This window comes from Herbaspirillum sp. DW155, assembly GCF_037076565.1.
GTDB lineage: Bacteria > Pseudomonadota > Gammaproteobacteria > Burkholderiales > Burkholderiaceae_D > Herbaspirillum.
Map to the genome: position 1 here is coordinate 311,895 of NZ_AP029028.1, position 22,135 is coordinate 334,029.

The following is a 22,135-nucleotide window of genomic DNA, read 5'->3' on the forward strand; positions in this document are numbered from 1 at the left end:
GGGTTCGGCGAGGATTATGCAGGGCAGGCGCGCTTTTCCGCGTGCCGAAAGCTGCTGATTTTTTGCCCGATTCTCTGTATCTGCTGTTTGGATTTTCAGGTGGAATCGCGCTGGGTCTGGTGTTTCCCCGTGACGGCTCGATCATCGTTGCGTCTGATCGTGCAAGGGCATACCTGATTCTGCAAACTTCTTGCCTGATTCTCTGTGCATGAATCGCGGAGGATCAGGCAATTGCCGGTCCGCGCTAAAGTCGCGTCTGTCTTTCAAAGAGAGAGGAGCTTATGGAGCTCGATCTGCATTCCATCCAGGAGGCGGCCCCGCTGCTGTCCGATACCGTTGTTAGCGAACCCGCCCGCGAGCGCGATGATCCGCGCTTCCAGGCCATGCAGCAGGAGCTGCTGCAACTGCTGGAACGCTATACCGCCGGTGTCGAGGGCATACTCGAAACGGCCATCCCCAATCTGGAAATCTATCGGATCACCTGTCCGACGGGGCCTAAACACGCGGTGCAAAAACCGGTGTTTGCCGCGATTGCGCAAGGGTCCAAACGCATCTTCGTGGGTGATGAAATCTACGAATACGATCCCATGCATTACCTGGTCGCCTCGGTGGATCTGCCGGTGGTTGGCAAGGTCACGGTGACCAGTCCCGATGAACCCTACCTGGGTTTGCGGCTGGAGCTGGATACCCAGGAAATCGGTGAACTGATCGGCGACGAGAACCTGCCGGCTGCCGCCCATCCGGGCGAAGGCGCTGCGCGTGGGCTGTACGTGAACCGGCTCGACGTGGCGTTGCTCGATGCGGTGCTGCGCCTGTTGCGCCTGCATGAGACGCCGCGCGACGTGCCCATCATGGCGCCGATGATCCGGCGCGAGATCCTGTACCGGCTGCTGATGAACGGGCAGGGTGCACTGTTGCGCCAGACCGTGTTGCAGGACAGCCAGATGAACCGCGTGGCCAAGGCGATTAGGCTCATCAAGGAGGGTTATGACCAGGCCTTGCGCATCGAGGATATTGCGCGCGACGTCCACATGAGCGTGTCCTCGCTGCACCATCACTTCAAGCTGGTGACGGCCATGAGCCCGCTGCAATACCAGAAGAACCTGCGCCTGCAGGAAGCGCGCAAACTGATCCTCACCGCCGATGCCAGCGTGGCCACCGCAGCGCATCGCGTGGGATATGAAAGTTCATCCCAGTTCAGCCGCGAATACAGCCGCTTGTTCGGCGCACCGCCGCTGCGCGACAAGCGGCGCTGGCAGGAAGAGGAAGCGCCGATGTTGTGATTGCCAGTGCACGCAGCAGACGGGCAGTTGATTTATCCACACCCTTTTTTCGATTTGGAGAGAGCATGCATTATCGTCGCCTCGGCAAGAGCAACCTGAAGGTATCGGCCCTGTGTCTGGGTTCCATGATGTTCGGCGACCAGACCGATGTGCAGGAATCTGGCCGCATCGTGGCTTCGGCCCGCGAGCACGGCATCAATTTCATTGATACGGCCGACGTCTACACCAAGGGCAAGTCCGAGGAAATCGTCGGCAAGCTGCTGGCCGGGCAGCGCCACGAGTGGGTGCTGGCGAGCAAGCTGGGCAACGCCATGAGTGGCAGGCCCAATGAATCGCATTACTCGCGCAGCTGGATCGTGCGCGAGACCGAGAACATCCTCAGGCGTCTCGATACCGATTACCTGGACATCCTCTACATGCACCGTGACTACCAGGACGAGAACCTGGAAGAAGCGGTGCAGGCGCTGGGCGACCTGATACGTGCGGGCAAGATCCGCGGCTTTGGCGTCTCCAACTTCCGTGGCTGGCGCATAGCCGAGATCGTGCGCCTGTGCGAGAAGAACAAGGTACCGCTGCCGCTGGTGTGCCAGCCGTATTACAACCTGCTGAACCGCCAGCCTGAAGTGGAAATCCTGCCGGCCTGCGCGCACTATGGTTTGGGCGTGGTGCCGTACAGCCCGATTGCGCGCGGCGTGCTCACCGGCAAGTACCAGCCCGGCCAGAAGCCCCCCGAAGGCACGCGCGCAGGGCGCGGTGACAAGCGCATGATGGAAACCGAATTCCGCGAAGAATCACTCTTGATCGCGCAGCGCCTGCAACAGCACTGCGAAGGGCGCGGCATCAAGTTGGGCCAGTTCGCCACCGCCTGGGTGCTGGCCAATTCGGCTATCAGCAGTGTGATCGCCGGACCGCGCACGCTGGCGCAGATGGAGGATTACTACGATGCGGTTGAGTTGAAGATCAGTGCAGAGGAAGAGGCGCTGGTGGATGAACTGGTCACGCCGGGGCATGCTTCCACGCATGGGTATAACGATCCGAATTATCCGTTCTTTGGGCGGGTGGTGAAGGATTGATTTTTTGGCTTGATCAAAGTCAGGTCGGGTCAGGAAATTTTGTCATCGAATTTTCTCCAATCGAATAAGATGATCAGCTATTGCTTGCTGTTCATCGCGAAGACTACTTGACTCTTGCTTGACCGACCGGTACGTGAAATTCATCAATCCAAGTCGGATGGGGCGGCACAGGTCATCGAACGCGATGACTTACTGTTGGGGGACAGTTGCCGTACATCACGCCTTCTCAGCGCTTCGATGCGCTTCATCCGGCCGTCAGGAGTATCTGGGCCAAAAGCGGTGATCCGCAGGGTTACGGTCTGCTGTGCCACATGCTGGACGTGGCTGCTGTGGCTGCCGCTCTTCTGGAGCATTGTCCGGTGGATCAAGCCTGGCTCGGACAGTGGTTCGCCTTGCCGCAATCCCATGTGCGACGATGGTTGGCCTGTCTCGTTGGCCTGCATGATCTGGGCAAGGCCATTCCCGGCTTCCAGGCCAAGTGGGATGCCGGGATGCAGCGCGACCGCAATGCCGGCCTCTCCTTTTCTCCGGATGCTTGCCTGAAGCTTGATCGTCATGACGCGGCCACGGCAAAACTGCTCGTCCCCTTGTTGACGGGCAGAGGCGTGCAGCACGACTGGGCCGCAGCGGTCGCGCAAGCCGTCAGTGCGCATCATGGTTTCAATTTCTTGCCCGGACAAACCGCCAAGCCTGCGGGCGAGCCTGCCCTATGGAAACAAGTTCGCCAGGAAATATTCGATGCCTATTGGGCGGTGCTGGCCCCATCCTCTCTTCCCCGAGATCAACCCCTCTCATTGAGTGCTGTGCAATGGCTCGCGGGCCTGACCAGCGTGTGCGACTGGATAGGTTCCAACGCCGACTGGTTTGCTCCGGTCGAGCGCGGCGAGACCCCTGACGAACATTACGCCCGATCACGCGAGATAGCCGCTCGGGTACTGGCCGATCCGGACAAACTGGCCTGGCCTTCGTTTGCGCCTTTGCTGCGGCAACCAGAGGCCTCTACCGACCAGCTTATCGCCCAGATTCTGGATATCCCTGGCAACGTCACGGCGCGCCCGCTGCAACAAGTCGCTGATCGTCTGCTCGCGCAAGGGCAGGGGCCTTCGCTGATCGTCGTGGAGGCGCCGATGGGGGAGGGCAAGACCGAACTGGCCTTTCTCGCCAGCTTGCGCCTGCAGGCGCGCCAGGCTCATCGCGGCCTCTATCTCGCCTTGCCGACCCAGGCTACAGGCAATGCGATGTTCGAGCGGACTTTGAAGTTTCTCCGCGCCTTTGCCGACGATTTGACAGTCGATCTCCAGCTCGCCCATGGGGGCGCGGCGATGAATGCCACGGTGGCGCGCTTGCGCGATATCTGGGGAGATTCGCCCGAGGATACCGTGCGATCTTCGGCCTGGTTCGCACAGAAACGGCGTGGACTGCTTTCTCCCTATGGCGTGGGTACGGTCGATCAGGGTCTGTTCGGGGTCATGAACGTCAAGCATCATTTCGTGCGGCTATGGGGGCTGGCCAACAAGGTCGTCGTGCTCGATGAAGTGCACGCTTACGATGCCTATACGGGTGGTCTCATCGAAATGCTCCTGCGCTGGTTGAAGGAACTGGGCTGCTCGGTGATCCTGATGAGCGCCACCCTGCCCGACAAGAAACGTGAAGCGCTGCTGCGTGCCTGGAATGTCAGCGATGACATTCCCGATTGTCCTTATCCAAGGGTGCTGGTGGCCGATGCCGTCGGCGTGCGGGGCGATAGTTTTCCGGCACGTCAGCAGGCTCCCATTGCGGTGAAGGGGCTCGATGAGTCGCTCGACAGTATTGCCGCCCAAGCGATGGCTGCATTGGAGCAGGGCGGTTGCGGCGCGATTCTGGTCAATACGGTGGATCGTGCGCAGCAGCTTTACATGCGTCTGGCTGGCGCTGTCGCGCCAGAGACTGTGGTGCAACTATTTCACGCCCGTTTTCCGGCTGACGAACGCCAGCAGATCGAAAACAAGGTCCTCAACATCTTCGGATCGGGTGCCACCCGGCCCGCTCGCGCCCTGCTGATCGCTACTCAGGTGGCCGAGCAAAGCCTGGACATCGACTTCGACTTTCTCATTTCCGATCTGGCCCCGGTCGACCTGTTACTGCAGCGCGCCGGTCGCTTGCATCGTCATCAGCGCGATGCACGTCCGCTGGCGCATCAGCAGCCACGGCTGTATGTCGCCGGCCTGTTGGCCGAGCGCCTACCGGATTTGCTGAGTACCGGTTGGGGCCGGATCTATGGCGATTACCTGTGCCTGGTGACCTGGGCTCTTTTGCTCAACGAACCGTTGTGGCATCTGCCAGATGATATCGACCGGCTGGTGCAGGCGGTCTATGCGCCGTGGCCTGTGTTGCCTCCGTTGGCGACCGAGATCGTCGAGAAAATCGAGGATGTCAGCCGTATTGAGCACAAGTCGCTCATCGACTGGCAGGCACAACTGGCCCGCCATGTAGCCATCGATCCGCGTGACTCGCCCGACTATGCCTATCAAGACAAGCCCCATGGCGCAGACGAAGACGATACCTTGGCCCTGCGCAATCAGACCCGGCTGGGTGGTGAGAGCGTTACTGCCATCCCCGTCTGCGTGAACGCCGATGGCCGTTGGAGCCTGCATGAAGACGGCGCCGCATTCGATCCGCACGCGCCGCTCGATGATGCCTTGGCACGCCTGCTCTATGCGCGCCAGATCAAGATTTCCCGTCAAGCCCTGCTCAGGCACTTGCTCGCGCAAGAGGCCTATCCGGCCCTGTCCGAACATCCCTTGCTGAGTCACTTTCAGCCATTGCTCCTGCGCGACGGCATCTGCCAGGTCGGCACACTTTGCGTTTCCCTGGACCCGGCATTGGGTCTGGTCTATTCCACCCAACCTGCAAGGCAATCACCATGAAGTCTTATAACTTGTTGGATGAGCCCTGGCTGCCGGTGCGTTATACCGACGGACAGGTCAGAGAGATTGGTTTGTTGCAGTTGTTTGCCGACGCGGGCCGGATTGCGGCGCTGGCAGAAACGGCGCCGCCCAATCTGATCGCGCTGTATCGCTTGCTGCTGGCCATCACCCATCGGGCCTTGACGCGGCAGTCGGGTAGCTGGACGGTGAAGGAGATGGTGCGTTATTACCGCGAGGGACTGCCGGCTGAGGCAATTCATGCGTATCTGGAGCATTGGCGTGAACGCTTCTACGTGTTTCATCCGGAATATCCCTTCATGCAGGTGGCCTTGTTGGCCACCGCCGAGGAAACGCGCAACAAGACCAAACCTTGGACCCAAATTGCTCTGGAGAGTAGCAACGGCAATGCGCCGGTATTGTTCGATCATGCCGTCGACACGCAACCCAGCAGCATGCCGGTCTCGCGCTTGATATGCCAGATGCTTGGCTTTCTGCAATATACCCCCGGTGGCCTGGTCAAGACGCTGCGCGACTCCGACAAGGCCGGCGCATTGGCCAATACGGCTGCGGTCTTGCCGCTGGGGAAGACGTTGGCGCAGACGCTATGTCTTGCCTTGCATCCCGCCAAAGCCGATAGCGCAGGCGACTTGCCAGCCTGGGAGAAAGCGCAGCCGCAGATGCCCGCGCTGCGTGGCGAGCCGACCTTGGCCGCTGGCCCCAACGACCGATATACGCGCTTGAGCCGTGCAATCCTCTTGCTCGCCGATGATGAGACCGGGCGCACGGTCAGCCAGATACGTTTTGCCGCTGGTCTGGCATTGGCCGATGACGAACACGCACCCGATACCATGGCGAGCTACCGTGCCGGTAGCGTGGGCATGGTACGTCTGGGCTTCAGCGAAGGCAGGGCGATATGGCGCGATCTGCCCAGCCTGGTTCCCGATGCCAGCGGCAAGCATGCTCTGCCGGCGGCGGTGCTGGGTTATGCCAATGTGCTGTTGGAAAAATTGGGTGACGACGACCCCTGGTTGAATGTCATGGTCCTCGGTCTGGCCAGCGATCAGGCCAAACTCCTGCGCTGGCGAGTGGACTGCTTCGAATTGCCACAGCGCCTGTTGGCCCAGCCAGATGCGGGCGAGTTGCTACGCTGCTATTTGCGCGAGAGCGAAGAACTCTATGCCAGCCTCAGGAAGACGGCCAGCATCATGCTCGCCAAAGCCATGCCCGACCCGGACCACAAGGATACGCGCAGTCGCGCCAGAACCCTGTTCGACAATGGCCCCACCGCCGCTGCGTATTTCTCCACGCTGGAGCGGCGCTTGCCTGAGCTGCTGGAAATCCTGGCCACAGATCAGATTGAGCAAGCCGATAGTTATTGGAAGGCATCCAGACTGGAGGCCGCCGAGATAGGGTGGCGCACGGTCTGCCGTCAACTGGGCGACAGCGCCCGTGCATTGCGCGCCCGTGCCCAGTCTGAATCTTTCTATCTGGGGCTGATCCGGCCCTTGCGTGCCCATCTCGCATCCCCCTCCGAGGAGACCTCCCATGTCTGACCATACGCAGGCGTTTATCCAGCATTTGCAAGATCTGCAGCAACACAACCGTGGCGCGATGGCGATCTTGCGCCGTAGCGCCGGCTTCGCGCCGGGCGCTTATCCGCCCGCCTTTCCTTACGTGGAGCGATTCGTTCCCGTCGATAGTCATGCCCAGGACAGTGCGCGCCTGGCCCTGTATGTGACGGCCGCACTGTATGCGCGCCACCCCCAGCATGGACCTGCACAAAGCCTGGCAGCAGCCTTAGGCAAGCTGATGCAGGAGCGCCAGAGCGGCAGTATCGAACAGCGCTTTGTCGCCTTGCTGGCGGCTGATCCCGAAGACCTGCCGCACTATCTGCGCCAGATCATCACCCTGGTGGCAGCCGATGGTCATGCCATCAATTACGAAGCGTTGCTGGAGGATCTGTTCCGTTATTTGCATCCCTATCAGTTCGAGGCGCGTGACCGCATCCGTCAGCGCTGGGCGCGGGATTTCTATCGCCAGCCCAGCCTGCAAGAGCATTAATTCCTTATTTTTCAATGTTGTTGTCCTCTTGAGAGAATCCACCATGAGCCTGTTTCTCGAGTTCCACCTGATCCAGAACTTCGCCCCTTCCAATCTCAATCGTGACGATACGGGCGCGCCCAAGGATGCTGTCTTCGGCGGTTATCGCCGTGCCCGTGTGAGTAGCCAGTGTTTCAAGCGGGCCACTCGCCTGACGATCGAATTCCCGGCGCAGCATCAGGGTATTCGCACCAAGAAGTTGCTGGAGCTTTTGCGTACCCAGTTGCGCGACCAGCATGGCCGCCAGGCTGATGATGTGGATAGCCGCATCGAGACGGCGCTCTCGGCGGCGGGCCTGAAGCTCAAGGACGATGGCAAGACCGAATATCTGCTCTTCCTCGGGCAGCAGGAGATCGACGGTTTCGCTGAACTGATTCATGCGCACTGGGATGCCCTGGCCGCTCCCGCCGGCAGCGAGAAGAAGAGCAAGAAGGACGCCAAGGCGAGTGCGCCAGCCGAACTGGTCAAGCAGGCCAGGCAGATCATGAATGGTGGCAAGGCGCTCGACGTGGCCTTGTTTGGCCGCATGCTGGCCGATATGCCGGAAGTCAATCAGGATGCGGCCTGCCAGGTGGCACACGCCATCAGCACGCACCGCGTAGAGCGCGAGTTTGATTATTTCACCGCCGTGGATGACAAGGGCGGTGCCGATGAAGCCGGGGCCGGCATGATCGGACAGGTGGAATTCAATTCGGCCACCTTCTATCGCTATGCCGTGGTCGATCCCGTCAAGTTGGAGAGCAACCTGCAAGGAGACCGCGAGTTGACGCTGGCCGGATTGCGAGCGTTAACGCTCGCAATCGCCCGCGCCATCCCGACAGGCAAGCAAAATACCTTTGCGGCCCACAACCCGCCCAGTTTCATCGGTGTGGTACTACGTCATGCCAGTCCGCTCAATCTGGCCAATGCCTTTGAAAAGCCGGTCTATGCCCGCAATGGCGAAGCACTGACGGGGCCATCGGTATCGGCCCTGGCGGCCTATGATGGCCAGCTCGCGGCGGTCTATGGCGATGAGCGCGACCAGTGGGCCTACGTCGATCTGTCCGGCGCATGGCCGCAAGCAAAAGGCGAAGTCAAGCCGACGTTGACGGCCTTGGCCGACTGGGTTGTGGAGCAAGTGCGCCGCGAACTGGAGCAATGACATGGCGACCTTGTTGCTGCGACTGGCCGGTCCCATGCAGGCGTGGGGAACGACCAGCCGCTTTGACGAACGTGATAGCGGCATGGAGCCCTCCAAGTCGGGCGTCATCGGATTGATCTGCGCGGCCCTGGGACGTGACCGTGGTCTGCCGGTCGATGATCTGGCAGCCTTGCGCATGGCCGTCAGAGTGGACCGGGAAGGCCTGTTGATGCGTGACTACCAGACCGCGACCGGTGTGCTGTTGGCAACTGGCAAGCTGCGTCCCGATCGCACCGTGGTCAGTCCGCGCTTTTATTTGTCCGACGCGGTTTTCCTGGTCGGCTTGGAGGGGGATGCTTCCCTGTTGGACACCATCCATCGCGCCTTGCAAAGACCGGTCTGGCCGTTGTCACTGGGCCGCAAAGCCATGCCGCCTTCGCTGCCGGTATGGTTGCCTGAAGGCGTGCAGCAGGGCGATCTGCTGACGGTATTGGGTTCCTGGCCGCGCCTGGCCACCGTGCAGGGCGAGCAGGCCGGTCAGCCCTTGCGGTTGATGCTGGAGCATCCCTCGGAAGGTGCGGTCAGGCTCGACCAGCCAGTGGGACCGTTTGCCCAACGTCGCTTTGGTCCGCGCTTTGTCAAACCGGAGGTAATTCATGTATCTGACCAGACTCAGGCTTGATGGCCGCACTGCGCATGGCCGCCGGGACCTGGCCAGTGCTTACGAAATGCATCGCACGCTGACGCGGGCTTTTGTCGAAGGCGATGATGCCCGTCCTGCACGTTTCCTATGGCGGCTTGACAGCGTGGATGTGATGCGGGGCGAGGCGGTCCTACTGGTGCAGTCGGACCAGCCAGGGCGTTGGGACAGTTTGCCTGCCGGGTACGTCCTCGAGCATCTCGCCAAGCCACTGGATTTGTCTGCGTTGCTGCAAGAGCAGCGGCATTACCGGTTTCGCCTCTTGGCCAATCCGACCGTCTCCCGGGAAGGCAAGCGCTATGGCTTGAACAAGGAAGAGGAGCAGATAGCCTGGCTCAACAGACAGATGAATAAAGCCGGTTGCGCCCTGCGTGACGTCCTGCGCACCCGTAGCGAACGTTGGGTGCTCAGGAAAAAAGGCCATCTCATCACGGTGCAGGCCGTGGGCTTTGAAGGCATCTTGCAGCTTGAGCAGCCGGCCTCATTGCAATCGGTGATGGTCCAGGGGATCGGTCATGCGAAGTCCTTGGGCCTGGGTCTTCTCTCACTGGCTCCTGTACGTCGTGGCTGATCTTCTGCCCAAACTCAAGCCACTTCCTATCAAGGAGCGGCTTTCCGTTCTGTTTGTGGAGCGTTGTCAGTTGGACGTGCTCGATGGCGCGTTTGTGGCGGTTGATGTGACCGGAGTGCGTACCCATATTCCCGTGGGTGGTGTTGCTTGCCTGATGCTGGAGCCAGGCGTGCGGGCCTCACATGCGGCGTGCAAGTTGGCCGCCGAGGTCGGTACCTTGCTGGTGTGGGTTGGGGAGGCCGGTGTACGCCTGTACTCTGCCGGGCAGCCCGGCGGAGCGCGTGCGGATCGCTTGTTGCATCAGGCCAGGCTGGCGCTGGATGATGAGGCCAGGTTGAAAGTCGTGCGCGAGATGTATCGCCGCAGATTTGGCGAAGAGCCACCGCAACGGCGCAGCGTGGACCAGTTACGTGGCATCGAGGGTGCACGCGTGAGAGCCATGTACAAGCACCTGGCCGAACAATATGGCGTGAAGTGGCATGGCCGCAATTACGACCGTAATGATTGGGATGCTGCTGACGTGGTAAACCGGTGTTTGTCTGCGGCCAATCACTGCTTGTATGGAGTGACGGAGGCCGCCGTTCTGGCTGCCGGGTATGCGCCTGCCATCGGGTTCATTCATAGTGGCAAGCCCTTGTCCTTCGTCTACGATATTGCCGACATCTACAAGTTCGAAACTGTGGTCCCGGTCGCTTTTGCGGTGGCATCCCGGTCCAGCGGCAGTAACGATGAACGTACGGTGCGCCAGCATTGCCGTGACATGTTTCGAAAGAGCCGCTTGCTGGAGCGCATCATTCCTGACATCGAGGATATTTTGGCGGCCGGTGGACTGCAGCCACCTGAGGTGCAGGGTGTGGTGGAGCCAGCCATACCGAATGAGAAGGGCTTGGGTGATGCTGGTCATCGTTCTTGAGAATGCACCCCCACGGCTGCGCGGCCGCATGGCGATCTGGTTGTTGGAAGTGCGGGCTGGCGTCTATGTAGGCAATTACAGCCGAAAGGTCCGCGAATACCTTTGGGAGCAGGTCGTCGAGGGACTGGAGGACGGCAACGCTGTCATGGCCTGGCAAGCGAATACTGAATCCGGTTTCGAATTCTTGACCCTGGGAAAGAACCGGCGCATGCCTGCTGAGTTTGACGGGGCGAGGTTAGTGTCATTTTTTCCTGTCGCTGACCAGGGATGAGCATGTAGTTGCTCCCCGTTTTTTAACAATCTAAACGATGTATTGTTGGGCCAGCTTTCCTTGGAAAAGTTGGTGAGTTTTTGGGTGTTGAAAAAACTGATTAAAAACAATGACTTGTTTTTAGTCTGGTCCCCGCGTATGCGGGGATGAACCGTTGCTATTGCGCTGCTCAATGAGCTGGAACGGGCTGGTCCCCGCGTATGCGGGGATGAACCGTACGGCTCGGGCGCAATGGTCAACGGCCGCGACTGGTCCCCGCGTATGCGGGGATGAACCGCCAGAAATGGCCTCTGCGCTGGCGATGTACGGCTGGTCCCCGCGTATGCGGGGATGAACCGTCGCTCATCGACGGGTGTCGCCATCACTCGAACTGGTCCCCGCGTATGCGGGGATGAACCGCCGCCATCGCCGAGCAGGTCAAGACCTACTCACTGGTCCCCGCGTATGCGGGGATGAACCGCCCCAATCAGCGCCCAGGCGATGAATCGTGCCCTGGTCCCCGCGTATGCGGGGATGAACCGGCGCGGCCTGGTGGCGGCGACGGCATGCCTTGCTGGTCCCCGCGTATGCGGGGATGAACCGAATCCGAGAAACAAAAATTGGGAATCCATGTGCTGGTCCCCGCGTATGCGGGGATGAACCGTCATTCGGAACACGGGGCTCCCAGATCACCGACTGGTCCCCGCGTATGCGGGGATGAACCGGATGGGCTCTAGATTTTCGGGATGGACTCTAGCTGGTCCCCGCGTATGCGGGGATGAACCGGCCGGTAGCGATGGCCTTGAACAATGCACTCACTGGTCCCCGCGTATGCGGGGATGAACCGTAATTTCAGCGATGGCAACGCTTAACGCACAGCTGGTCCCCGCGTATGCGGGGATGAACCGTAACATCACCAATATAAGTATGACCCAAACTCCTGGTCCCCGCGTATGCGGGGATGAACCGTTCATTGGCGGCCCGCTGCTGGTAATGGTTGCCTGGTCCCCGCGTATGCGGGGATGAACCGATTCCTGCGAGGTGAGTTCGCAGACGCGAACCCTGGTCCCCGCGTATGCGGGGATGAACCGCCACCATGCTGCGCACGCGCGCCAACGCATCTCTGGTCCCCGCGTATGCGGGGATGAACCGCCACTGGTTGGCATCCTCGGCGGTGCGATATGCTGGTCCCCGCGTATGCGGGGATGAACCGTGATGCTGATGTGGCGTATGACGTGGCGGCCACTGGTCCCCGCGTATGCGGGGATGAACCGGTGTCACCGGGCACATTTACAACAAGGACAAACTGGTCCCCGCGTATGCGGGGATGAACCGGCTGCGGACTCGAACCGCACCAGGTTTCCCCGCTGGTCCCCGCGTATGCGGGGATGAACCGACCGCAGGCAACATCAATTTCGGGGCCAGCGGCTGGTCCCCGCGTATGCGGGGATGAACCAGGACAAAAAATGTGCCAGCTTCGCTGTTTATTCCTGGTCCCCGCGTATGCGGGGATGAACCGCAAACGCAGTCACATTCACATCAAACGAATCACTGGTCCCCGCGTATGCGGGGATGAACCGGATTAACAGGAACAACAAGAACACAATACACACTGGTCCCCGCGTATGCGGGGATGAACCGTTTCCAAAAGGAGATAAGAAATGCGCACAGAACTGGTCCCCGCGTATGCGGGGATGAACCGCGTCGAGTTTGATCCTACCGTGTTGCATTCGTCTGGTCCCCGCGTATGCGGGGATGAACCGCCATGACGCGCCGCAAATGCGTTTTTGTCCTTCTGGTCCCCGCGTATGCGGGGATGAACCGCAATTGCCGAAGGGCGACCGGGCTTTAATAACCTGGTCCCCGCGTATGCGGGGATGAACCGGTGGCCCACATGGAGACACCGCGATAGGTCTTCTGGTCCCCGCGTATGCGGGGATGAACCGAACATGCTGATCAAGTCGCTGGCCACGACCACCCTGGTCCCCGCGTATGCGGGGATGAACCGTGCTCCAGCACATCCGACCAGTCACTCTCCAGCTGGTCCCCGCGTATGCGGGGATGAACCGTACGAGCCGCACATCTGGGCCAAGGAATCGGCCTGGTCCCCGCGTATGCGGGGATGAACCGCTTAAATCCAGACTACGACCCGTTTGAGATCACTGGTCCCCGCGTATGCGGGGATGAACCGGCCTGCTGATTCCGGATGTGGCCATGGGTCTGCTGGTCCCCGCGTATGCGGGGATGAACCGTCGGCTTGGCCGCCGTTCCAGGTGACAGGCGCCTGGTCCCCGCGTATGCGGGGATGAACCGAAGCCGCGCAGGTCCGGCCCAACGGTCACCGACTGGTCCCCGCGTATGCGGGGATGAACCGCTGGGCGACAAAATTGCCAACGCCTTCCACGACCTGGTCCCCGCGTATGCGGGGATGAACCGCCACGGCATTGCCAGTTCTGGTCAAAGCCTTTCTGGTCCCCGCGTATGCGGGGATGAACCGCTGGTGCGCCTGGAGGCCGAGCGCCGGCAGTACTGGTCCCCGCGTATGCGGGGATGAACCGACCAACTGTGGTACGACAAAATCTGCGCCAACCTGGTCCCCGCGTATGCGGGGATGAACCGCGGTTGATTGATCTGATCGGAGACCGCACCGACCTGGTCCCCGCGTATGCGGGGATGAACCGTTCATTGGCGGCCCGCTGCTGGTAATGGTTGCCTGGTCCCCGCGTATGCGGGGATGAACCGATTCCTGCGAGGTGAGTTCGCAGACGCGAACCCTGGTCCCCGCGTATGCGGGGATGAACCGCCACCATGCTGCGCACGCGCGCCAACGCATCTCTGGTCCCCGCGTATGCGGGGATGAACCGCAGCGAGTTGAGCATGTCGATGGCCTGCTGCTCTGGTCCCCGCGTATGCGGGGATGAACCGGTGCCGTACAACTCGACCGGAAGACCGCCCACCTGGTCCCCGCGTATGCGGGGATGAACCGTCGAACTGTGGCGCCTTCGCGGAAAAGGGGACCTGGTCCCCGCGTATGCGGGGATGAACCGTATTTGCGCGACAAGGTTGGGAGATTGGAGCACTGGTCCCCGCGTATGCGGGGATGAACCGGGAGAGACCTGCACAACACCGGCAGACGAAACCTGGTCCCCGCGTATGCGGGGATGAACCGCATTTTGTACGTATAAATTTATTTTGTTTTCCCTGGTCCCCGCGTATGCGGGGATGAACCGCAGTCGGATATCAGTCCGGCAAATTGGCAAACCTGGTCCCCGCGTATGCGGGGATGAACCGTGACGGCGGCCGCCAGGTCTTGAGTCTGCCATCTGGTCCCCGCGTATGCGGGGATGAACCGCCACCGCCAGGCGCAGATTGATGAGGGCAGGCCTGGTCCCCGCGTATGCGGGGATGAACCGATTTCCCCTTCGCTGTTGAATGAGCGCCCAGTCTGGTCCCCGCGTATGCGGGGATGAACCGTATGACCAGATCGTGCAGCCGTGGATGTTTGGCTGGTCCCCGCGTATGCGGGGATGAACCGGCAATAGCTCACCGGATCCTCTCGCAAGGGAACTGGTCCCCGCGTATGCGGGGATGAACCGGGCGAGCGCGGCGGCCGCACTTCGTTCGAAACCTGGTCCCCGCGTATGCGGGGATGAACCGGTTCCGTACAGCTCAACCGGCAAATCACCCACCTGGTCCCCGCGTATGCGGGGATGAACCGCGCCAGCGCGAGAAGCGCGAGCGGGAGGCGATCTGGTCCCCGCGTATGCGGGGATGAACCGAGGGAACCAATGTTCAAACCGACCGCGAAACGCTGGTCCCCGCGTATGCGGGGATGAACCGCAACTGAGCCAGGGCGGATTTGTCGATGACAACTGGTCCCCGCGTATGCGGGGATGAACCGGAACACGAAGCCCGCGTGCATGCGCAGAAACACTGGTCCCCGCGTATGCGGGGATGAACCGGCGTCAATAACTCTCGATTGATTAGCTTTATCCTGGTCCCCGCGTATGCGGGGATGAACCAAGCGTCAAACCGGTGACGCCAGTAATCGGCACCTGGTCCCCGCGTATGCGGGGATGAACCGACGAAGACGGGCGACTTACTGCGGCACAGCGGCTGGTCCCCGCGTATGCGGGGATGAACCGGCAGCCAGTCCGATTCCATGCCGCCGGCATCGCTGGTCCCCGCGTATGCGGGGATGAACCGATTGCGGGTCGCGCAGGAACAGGCGGTAATCGCTGGTCCCCGCGTATGCGGGGATGAACCGCCGTGAAACGCGCCGTGATTGCTGGCTCTGTTCTGGTCCCCGCGTATGCGGGGATGAACCGTCATCGCGGACGGCAAGAACAATCTGTATTCCCTGGTCCCCGCGTATGCGGGGATGAACCGTGAATTCCCCTCAATGGCAGATTGATGCATTTCTGGTCCCCGCGTATGCGGGGATGAACCGCAAACCGTTGCGCCGAACGTTCCGGCGCAAAACTGGTCCCCGCGTATGCGGGGATGAACCGACGGTGAAGAGCCGGGCGCGAAACGCAACCGCCTGGTCCCCGCGTATGCGGGGATGAACCGACGCCGCTGGCGGTGGCCGACGTGCGCCGCGCCTGGTCCCCGCGTATGCGGGGATGAACCGCTTGTGCGCTTCTTTCATTTTGGCTTCATACACTGGTCCCCGCGTATGCGGGGATGAACCGCAATCGATGTTCAACAACATCTGGAAAGAAGCCTGGTCCCCGCGTATGCGGGGATGAACCGGACAAAAACTACTTGGCGCTGGAGCAGAGGCGCTGGTCCCCGCGTATGCAGGGATGAACCGTTTATTTGCGGCGTAGCTCTGGTGGTGGTGCCTTGGCCCCCGCGCATGCGAGGGATCCGTCGCGTGCGATCTTGGGTTTCCAATTATCCAAGCGGAGCCCCGGAATCGCATCCCGGCAAACGTAAGCGGGAGCTAAATAGGCCCTATTTCTTACCGTAATTCATCAACCCGTCTCATTCCCTCCGCCTTGATCTGCTGAATATCCGTCCCCGGCACCACCAGGTCCATGCCGATGGCCTTCATGCGCTGGGCCATGTCCATGGTGCCGGCGAAGATGCCCACGTACTTGCCCAGCTTGCGCGCCAGCGCCAGCAGATGGTCGATGGCCTCATTGAGGCGCGCATCATCGTAGGCATCCGGCGCCAGGCCCAGTTCGATGGCGAGGTCGCTGGGGCCGATGAAGATGCCGTCCAGGTCAGGGGTCTTCAGGATGGCCTCGGCATTGGCATAGCCTTCGCGCGTCTCGATCATGGCCAGCGTCAGGATGGTGGCATTGGCGTGCGCGAAGTAATCCGCGCCGCCATACAGGAAGCCGCGCGCCGGACCATAGCTGCGCCCGCCGCGCGGCGAATAATGGCAGGCCCGCACGAAGCGCTCGGCGTCCGCCGCCGTGTTGATCAACGGGCAGATCACGCCGTAGGCGCCGGCATCGAGCAGCTTGTTGATTTCACCCAGGCTGTTTTCGGAGCACCGTACCAGCGGCATGGCCGGGGTGCTGGAGATGGCCTGCAGCATGGGCAGCGCCGATTCGATCGAGAAAGGAGCATGCTGCAGGTCCACCGTTACGGCGTCGTAACCGCTGTGGCCCAGCACTTCGGCCAGCAGCGAGTTGCCCATCGATACCCAGCCCGAGATGGCCAGTTGCTGTTGCGCGAAGAGGGTGCGCAGCCGGTTTTCCCGCATCGTTCGTCTCCCGTGGATCAGGCCAGCGCAGGTGCTGGCGATGCGCCATGTTAAGTCCGAATGCGCGGGCCTGACATGAAACTTCTTCAGGCGCGGTACTGGAAGGGCGCGTCATCGATGGCGCGCTTGCGGCCGGCGATCTGGTCGGCCACCAGCGCCGCGCTGCCGCAGGCCAGCGTCCAGCCCAGCGCACCCTGGCCGATGTTCAGATGCAGATTCTCCAATGGCGATGCGCCGACGATGGGCACGCCGCTCGGCGTAGCCGGACGGAACCCCATCCACGGCGACAGCGTGGCGTCCTCGCCCAGCCTGCAGCCGGGGAAGAGTTCGCGCAGGCCGTTCTTCAGTTCCTCGATGGCGCACGGGGCAATGCTGCGGTCCTGCCCCACCAGTTCGATGCGGCCCGCCACACGCAGGCGCTGGCCCAGGCGCGCATAGACGATCTTCCTGGCGATGTCGGTAATGGAGACCTGCGGCGCGGCCGCGCGGCTGGCTTCATCCTCCAGCGGCACGGTGATGCTATAGCCCTTGAGCGGATAGAGTGGCAGGCGCAAGTCCAGCAGGCGGGCGAACGCCACGCTGTCGGCGCCCAGCGCCAGCACGAAACGGTCGGCGGCCAGCCATTCGCCGCCGGCCTGCACCGCATGCAGCGTGCGGTCTTCAAGGCGCACCGCAGAGACCTGCCGGCCGCCCAGGAAACGGAAGTTCGGATCGCCCTGCATCGTCTGCACCAGTGCGCGGCAGAACTGCGGGCAATCGCCAGCCTCTTCGCTGGGCGTGTAGACGCCGCCGACCCAATCGCGTTGCGAATGAGCCAGTGCCGGTTCGATACGAAGGCAGTCGGCCGCGCCCAGCACCTGCTGCTGGCAACCATATTGCGACTGGAATTGCACCTGGCGGGCCGCCGCTTCCAGCCCCGGCGCATCGGTGAACATGACCAGCTTGCCGGAGCGCTGATGATCGAAGGACAACCGCAGCCCGGCATTCCATTGCGTGAGCTGGTCGCGGCTGTAGAAGGCCAGTTGCAGCAGGTCGATGGTGGTCTGGTTGACGCGGTGGCTGTTGCAGCAGCGCAGGAAGTCGAGCAGCCAGCGATACTGGGCGACATCGGCGGTGGGCTTGATGGTCAGCGGCGAGTCCTTGCTGAACAGGTAGTAAGCCCACTTGGTCCAGACCGAAGGATCGGCCAGCGGCGCCACATAGGAATAGCTGAGCTGGGCGCCATTGCCCTGGCTGGTGCCTTCGCCGGGCTGTTGGCGCGCATCGACCAGGCTGACCTGATGGCCATCCTGCAGGAGACGGTAGGCAGTGGTCACGCCGATCACGCCGGCGCCCATTACGCAGATATGCATGGTGTTTCGTTGAAGTCAGTCAAGAACCGCGCGGCGCGCGGCCTGCAGCGGATCAGCGCCAGACTACCGAAGAGCCGCGCAGGTGTCACATGCCGAATCGGCATGAAGATTTGCGTGCATGCACAAGCGTTTTGCGCCTTCTGTTGGCCGGGCAAGCGCCATGCTGGGCTACAATAGCGCCCGATGCAGGCCAGACAGCCGCTGGCCGCCTTCGCAAGGAGGCGGCGGGAGGAAGGTCCGGACTCCACAGAGCAGGGTGACGGTTAACGGCCGTCCGCTGAAAGCCGGCGCAAGCCGGTATAAGGCGAGGAACAGGGCCACAGAGACGAGCGTATTAAGTTACGGTGAAACGCGGTAACCTCCACCCGGAGCAATTTCAAATAGGCACGCGTTGATGTGGCTCGCGGAGCGTGCGGGTAGAAAGCTTGAGCGGCGGAGCGATCCGTCGCCTAGAGGAATGGCTGTCATAGCGGGTTTCCCGCCGTAACAGAATCCGGCCTACCGGCCTGCTTCACTGAATTCATCCATCATTCATCACAAGACTGCGGCCCGTGGGCACTGCGGGATCGCGCAAGAGACGATACCCCGGGAGACCCATGAATCAAGCCGCCACACCTGTGCTCTTCGAAGAACTGACGGCCGCCAATGGCCGCCGCATCGGCATCGCCACCCTCGCGTCCGAAAAGACCCTGCATGCCATCTCGCTGGAGATGGTCAGGCTGTTGACGCCGCAACTGCAGCGGTGGCAGGCCGATCCGGAGGTGGCCATGGTCATCCTGCAGGCGCAGGGCGAGAAGGCCTTCTGCGCCGGGGGCGACCTGCAGCATCTCTATCGGTCCATGCGCGAACATCACGCCTCGCCGACGCGCGACGACATCCGTGCCAATACTTATGCAGCCGAGTTCTTCGAACAGGAATATCGCCTGGATTATCTTCTCCACAGCTTCGCCAAGCCCATCCTGTGCTGGGGGCATGGCATCGTCATGGGCGGCGGCATCGGATTGATGGCCGGTTGCAGTCATCGCGTGGTGACCGAGAAATCACGCCTGGCCATGCCGGAAATCAGCATCGGCCTGTATCCCGATGTGGGCGGCAGCTGGTTCCTGGCGCGCATGCCGGGCAAGACCGGTCTCTTCCTGGCGCTGACCGGCGCCAACCTCAATGCCAGCGATGCGCTCTTCGCCGGCCTGGCTGACTACCGTGTGGCGCATGCCGGCAAGCAGGCGGTGATCGATGCGCTGCTCCTGCAGCCGTGGGGGGAGGGCAAGGATGCCGAGCTGCTGGATCGCGTCCTCGGTGCGGCGCAGGCGTCCTCGCTACAGGAGGGGACGGCAGCGTTCGCCGCCGCCAACCTGCGCACGCATTTCGACCTGATCGATGCCCTGTGCCGCCGCCCCACGCTGCCCGAAATCGTCGACGGCATCCTTGCGCTGGAGACCGAGGATGCCTGGCTGATCAAGGCCCAGGCCACGCTGCGCGCCGGCTCGCCGGGCTCGGCCTGGCTGGGGTATGCCTTGCAGAAGCGTGTACGTGCGCTGTCGCTGGCGGAGGTTTTCCGGCTGGAATTCGTGGTCTCGCTGCATTGTGCGGCGCGTGCGGATTTTGTCGAGGGCATCCGTGCGCTGATCATCGAGAAGGACCAGAAGCCGCAATGGAATCCGGCCTCGCTGGCTGGCGCCACACCGCAATGGGTGGAAGGTTTCTTCGCTGACCCCTGGCCGCGCGCGGCCCATCCGCTGGCCGACCTGGGCGCCTGAATCGCTGCAGCGCATCCCCGGTCGTGCCGGCGGCCTGGTCTTACAGGCCCAGTTCGGACAGGCCGGGATGGTCGGCCGGACGCGGACCGGAACGGTCCCAATGGAATTTGCGGTCCGCTTCCTTGATCGGCAGGTCATTGATGGAGGCATGGCGCAGGCGCATCAGGCCATGCTCGTCGAATTCCCAGTTCTCGTTGCCGTAGGAGCGGAACCAGCTTCCCGAATCGTCATGCCATTCATAGGCGAAGCGCACGGCGATGCGGTTGCCTTCGTGCGCCCAGACTTCCTTGATGAGACGGTAATCCAGTTCGCGCGCCCATTTGCGGGTGAGGAAGGCGACGATCTCGGCGCGTCCGTGGATGAAGTCGGCACGGTTGCGCCAGCGGCTGTCTTCGGTATAGGCCAGCGAGACGCGCTGCGGGTCGCAGGAATTCCAGGCGTCTTCGGCGGCACGCGCCTTCATAGCGGCAGTCTCGCGGGTGAACGGGGGCAGCGGCGGACGCTGGGCGGGGCTATTCATCGACGGTCTCCTTGGGTGCGCCGGACGAGCCGGCAGGTCTGGTGGTCAGCGGGATGGCAAGCGGGACTGCGGCTGCGGCAGATGTTAAGCCGAAAAAATTCTAGGCGTAGCGCGAGGCGTTGGCAAACGAAGACGGGCCGTGCAGGGACATGACACTGCTGTGCGTGACGGACTGACTTGGAACTGTGCTGTGCGGGCCGGGATGCAAGCCTGGCCAAGGGAATGGCGTATTGCCGGGGAGGACGGGGAAGGACTGGAGGGAGACGGCCGACCGCCAGGATCGGCCTCGATTTGAATGCCATGAACCTGGTTCATGGCATTCAAATGCGCGAAGCGTGAAATTATTTCTTCTTCTTGTTCACGGCTTCCTTGAAAGCCTTGCCAGCCGAGAACTTCACGGTGGTAGCAGCGGCGATCTTGATTTCTTCGCCGGTTTGCGGGTTACGGCCGGTGCGGGCAGCGCGCTTGCCGGTCGAGAAGGAACCGAAGCCAACCAATTGCACGGTATCGCCCTTGGTCACGGCCTTGATGATGTTCTCGATGACGGAGTCCAGCGCGCGCTGGGCTGCTGCCTTGGAGATCTCGGTGTCGGCGGCGATAACGTCAACCAATTCAGATTTGTTCACTTTTAAATTCCTTTCACTGTTAAGGTGCCCAGATTTTAGCACTGGAATGAGGCGGATCCGCAAGCCCTATCTGCGTTTTCAGCCGATCGGGCCTGGCCGGAACCGGCCTTTGATTGAAAAAAACCGAGGTGCTTTTCAACACCCGCCAACGGCATTTTGCAGCGCCATTTTTGCGGTTCGATCTTCCCAAAGACACGGATAGTAAAAGCTGCGCGCAGAGGAAGTCAAAACAAAAACGCTTGGCGCTGTTCATTTGATGAAGAAATTGATGAAGTTTCGGGTTTGAGCCGGATTGCTCACCCATCCCCTGGAAGGTGGCCGAGTTATTTTTCCGCTTTTCAGCGACTTTTGCTGAACTTAAGTTGCGCTGCAAAATCCATGTCCCTTGGTCTGTTGCACTCGCAAATCGACCGCCTCAGGTGTCTCTCATTTTTTCCTCATCCCGCTGCCCCGAAATCGGGCAGGCCGGCTCTTCCATGCGCCGCAAATCCGCGCCGTTGCGCAATTCTGGCGCGAAACACATGTGTATAGCTCAGGTTGCACCTTCAATGTAAATGCTAAGTCCTTCATTTTCTTCACAAATGTTATGAAGGGGGCATTTTAAGGAAGTGCGCTAAGTCTTTGACTTTATTAGCAAAATCGCTGTTTTTCACAACGTATACCGCTTGACCTGCAATAGTGCATCCACTAAAGTGGGCGGCAGTGTGAAAAAGTGTTTTTTTGTGGGGCATTTGCGGGTTCATTTGCATTTGCCTGGCACGACAAGGCAACCGATCAGCAAACTCACTCGCCGCAGGCGAAGGAAAAAACACAGTGTTCCAGGGCGCGTCAGCACTCAATCTCGATGCCAAAGGACGGATGACCATTCCGGCCAAGCATCGTGACGCCCTGATTGTGCAGTGCGAGGGACGCGCCACCGTGACGCGCCACCCGCATGGCTGCCTGTTGTTCTTCCCGCGCCCGACCTGGGAGACACACCGTGAGCAAATTGCCAACTGGCCGATGTCGGCCCGTGCCTGGCAGCGCATCTTCCTGGGCAATGCCCAGGACGTGGAGCTCGACAGCGCCGGGCGCATCCTGATCGCGCCCGAGCTGCGCGCGGCCGTGGGTTTGCAGCGCGATGTGATGTTGCTGGGTATGGGTAGTCATTTCGAAATCTGGGATGCCGTCAAGCTGGCCGAAAGCGAAGCCGAGGCTGTGGCGGGTGGCATGCCGGATGTGTTGAGTAATTTTTCCTTCTGACGG

General features: G+C 61.3%; 17 protein-coding genes, 1 other RNA gene and 1 CRISPR repeat array. Of the genes, 13 read left to right on the top strand and 5 right to left on the bottom strand.

The window, feature by feature from the left end; genetic code table 11:
• The first annotated feature begins 281 nt into the window (after positions 1-281).
• From AACH55_RS01400 to cas2e, 10 genes are all read left to right on the top strand, one after another.
• Entirely contained in the window at positions 282-1,283 is a 1,002-nt protein-coding gene (locus AACH55_RS01400) for an AraC family transcriptional regulator (protein WP_338717617.1), read from the top strand.
• Positions 1,284-1,348: 65 nt separating this feature from the next.
• Positions 1,349-2,356, top strand: coding sequence for an aldo/keto reductase (locus AACH55_RS01405; RefSeq protein WP_338717618.1), 1,008 nt, complete (start codon positions 1,349-1,351; stop codon positions 2,354-2,356).
• A gap of 206 nt (positions 2,357-2,562) precedes the next feature.
• Complete coding sequence (gene cas3 / locus AACH55_RS01410; protein ID WP_338717619.1) at positions 2,563-5,262, top strand: CRISPR-associated helicase Cas3'; 2,700 nt, start codon at positions 2,563-2,565, stop codon at positions 5,260-5,262.
• Positions 5,259-6,815, top strand: coding sequence for a type I-E CRISPR-associated protein Cse1/CasA (gene casA, locus AACH55_RS01415; protein WP_338717620.1), 1,557 nt, complete (start codon positions 5,259-5,261; stop codon positions 6,813-6,815). The genes cas3 and casA overlap by 4 nt, the downstream gene beginning before the upstream one ends.
• The gene (gene casB, locus AACH55_RS01420) at positions 6,808-7,323 is read left to right on the top strand and encodes a type I-E CRISPR-associated protein Cse2/CasB (protein WP_338717621.1); all 516 of its coding nucleotides are present in this window, start codon (positions 6,808-6,810) and stop codon (positions 7,321-7,323) included. The genes casA and casB overlap by 8 nt, the downstream gene beginning before the upstream one ends.
• A 43-nt stretch (positions 7,324-7,366) precedes the next feature.
• Entirely contained in the window at positions 7,367-8,503 is a 1,137-nt protein-coding gene (gene cas7e / locus AACH55_RS01425; protein WP_338717622.1) for a type I-E CRISPR-associated protein Cas7/Cse4/CasC, read from the top strand.
• Position 8,504: 1 nt separating this feature from the next.
• On the top strand, positions 8,505-9,164 hold the full coding sequence (gene cas5e, locus AACH55_RS01430; RefSeq protein ID WP_338717623.1) for a type I-E CRISPR-associated protein Cas5/CasD: 660 nt from the start codon (positions 8,505-8,507) through the stop codon (positions 9,162-9,164).
• On the top strand, positions 9,139-9,753 hold the full coding sequence (cas6e, locus tag AACH55_RS01435) for a type I-E CRISPR-associated protein Cas6/Cse3/CasE (RefSeq protein ID WP_338717624.1): 615 nt from the start codon (positions 9,139-9,141) through the stop codon (positions 9,751-9,753). Before cas5e ends, cas6e begins: the two co-directional genes overlap by 26 nt.
• A 28-nt stretch (positions 9,754-9,781) precedes the next feature.
• A complete protein-coding gene (gene cas1e, locus AACH55_RS01440; RefSeq protein WP_338720437.1) occupies positions 9,782-10,666 on the top strand; it encodes a type I-E CRISPR-associated endonuclease Cas1e in 885 nt (294 codons plus the stop codon).
• Positions 10,647-10,937: a type I-E CRISPR-associated endoribonuclease Cas2e gene (cas2e, locus tag AACH55_RS01445; RefSeq protein ID WP_338717625.1), complete on the top strand. Its 291-nt coding sequence runs from the start codon at positions 10,647-10,649 to the stop codon at positions 10,935-10,937. The genes cas1e and cas2e overlap by 20 nt, the downstream gene beginning before the upstream one ends.
• Before the next feature lie 125 nt (positions 10,938-11,062).
• A CRISPR array of direct repeats spans positions 11,063-15,732; the repeat unit is 29 nt; unit sequence CTGGTCCCCGCGTATGCGGGGATGAACCG.
• 150 nt (positions 15,733-15,882) lie between these two features.
• On the opposite strand, the gene AACH55_RS01450 is transcribed toward cas2e, so the two are convergent.
• A complete protein-coding gene (locus tag AACH55_RS01450) occupies positions 15,883-16,635 on the bottom strand; it encodes an aldolase/citrate lyase family protein (protein ID WP_338717626.1) in 753 nt (250 codons plus the stop codon).
• Positions 16,636-16,721: 86 nt separating this feature from the next.
• Positions 16,722-17,987 carry a D-amino acid dehydrogenase gene (locus tag AACH55_RS01455; RefSeq protein ID WP_338717627.1) on the bottom strand — a complete coding sequence of 422 codons (1,266 nt, stop codon included), beginning with the start codon at positions 17,985-17,987 and terminating at the stop codon, positions 16,722-16,724.
• 182 nt (positions 17,988-18,169) lie between these two features.
• On the opposite strand from AACH55_RS01455, the gene rnpB reads away from it, so the two are divergent.
• Together rnpB and AACH55_RS01465 are read left to right on the top strand one after the other, a co-directional pair.
• Positions 18,170-18,504: RNase P RNA component class A (gene rnpB / locus AACH55_RS01460), an RNA gene on the top strand.
• 79 nt (positions 18,505-18,583) lie between these two features.
• Complete coding sequence (locus AACH55_RS01465) at positions 18,584-19,744, top strand: enoyl-CoA hydratase/isomerase family protein (protein WP_338717628.1); 1,161 nt, start codon at positions 18,584-18,586, stop codon at positions 19,742-19,744.
• A 40-nt stretch (positions 19,745-19,784) separates the two neighbouring features.
• Here AACH55_RS01465 and AACH55_RS01470 read toward each other — a convergent pair whose 3' ends face one another.
• The 3 genes from AACH55_RS01470 to AACH55_RS01480 all read right to left on the bottom strand — a co-directional run bounded on the left by AACH55_RS01470 (position 19,785) and on the right by AACH55_RS01480 (position 21,263).
• Positions 19,785-20,264, bottom strand: a complete 480-nt coding sequence (locus tag AACH55_RS01470) for a nuclear transport factor 2 family protein (protein WP_338717630.1) — start codon at positions 20,262-20,264, stop codon at positions 19,785-19,787.
• A gap of 341 nt (positions 20,265-20,605) precedes the next feature.
• A complete protein-coding gene (locus AACH55_RS01475; protein ID WP_006465510.1) occupies positions 20,606-20,890 on the bottom strand; it encodes an HU family DNA-binding protein in 285 nt (94 codons plus the stop codon).
• A gap of 19 nt (positions 20,891-20,909) precedes the next feature.
• A complete protein-coding gene (locus tag AACH55_RS01480) occupies positions 20,910-21,263 on the bottom strand; it encodes a hypothetical protein (protein WP_338717631.1) in 354 nt (117 codons plus the stop codon).
• Positions 21,264-21,703: 440 nt separating this feature from the next.
• Between AACH55_RS01480 and mraZ the strand changes: the two genes are divergently transcribed.
• On the top strand, positions 21,704-22,132 hold the full coding sequence (mraZ, locus tag AACH55_RS01485; RefSeq protein ID WP_006465511.1) for a division/cell wall cluster transcriptional repressor MraZ: 429 nt from the start codon (positions 21,704-21,706) through the stop codon (positions 22,130-22,132).
• Positions 22,133-22,135 lie beyond the last annotated feature (3 nt).

Excerpts from the sequence above, each read along its gene's own strand:
- AACH55_RS01400 (WP_338717617.1), top strand. The coding sequence starts at position 282 with ATGGAGCTCGATCTGCATTCCATCCAGGAGGCGGCCCCGCTGCTGTCC.
- AACH55_RS01405 (WP_338717618.1), top strand. The coding sequence starts at position 1,349 with ATGCATTATCGTCGCCTCGGCAAGAGCAACCTGAAGGTATCGGCCCTG.
- casA (WP_338717620.1), top strand. The coding sequence starts at position 5,259 with ATGAAGTCTTATAACTTGTTGGATGAGCCCTGGCTGCCGGTGCGTTAT.
- casB (WP_338717621.1), top strand. The coding sequence starts at position 6,808 with ATGTCTGACCATACGCAGGCGTTTATCCAGCATTTGCAAGATCTGCAG.
- cas7e (WP_338717622.1), top strand. The coding sequence starts at position 7,367 with ATGAGCCTGTTTCTCGAGTTCCACCTGATCCAGAACTTCGCCCCTTCC.
- cas5e (WP_338717623.1), top strand. The coding sequence starts at position 8,505 with ATGGCGACCTTGTTGCTGCGACTGGCCGGTCCCATGCAGGCGTGGGGA.
- cas6e (WP_338717624.1), top strand. The coding sequence starts at position 9,139 with ATGTATCTGACCAGACTCAGGCTTGATGGCCGCACTGCGCATGGCCGC.
- cas2e (WP_338717625.1), top strand. The coding sequence starts at position 10,647 with ATGCTGGTCATCGTTCTTGAGAATGCACCCCCACGGCTGCGCGGCCGC.
- AACH55_RS01450 (WP_338717626.1), bottom strand. The coding sequence starts at position 16,635 with ATGCGGGAAAACCGGCTGCGCACCCTCTTCGCGCAACAGCAACTGGCC.
- AACH55_RS01455 (WP_338717627.1), bottom strand. The coding sequence starts at position 17,987 with ATGCATATCTGCGTAATGGGCGCCGGCGTGATCGGCGTGACCACTGCC.
- AACH55_RS01465 (WP_338717628.1), top strand. The coding sequence starts at position 18,584 with ATGAATCAAGCCGCCACACCTGTGCTCTTCGAAGAACTGACGGCCGCC.
- AACH55_RS01470 (WP_338717630.1), bottom strand. The coding sequence starts at position 20,264 with ATGAATAGCCCCGCCCAGCGTCCGCCGCTGCCCCCGTTCACCCGCGAG.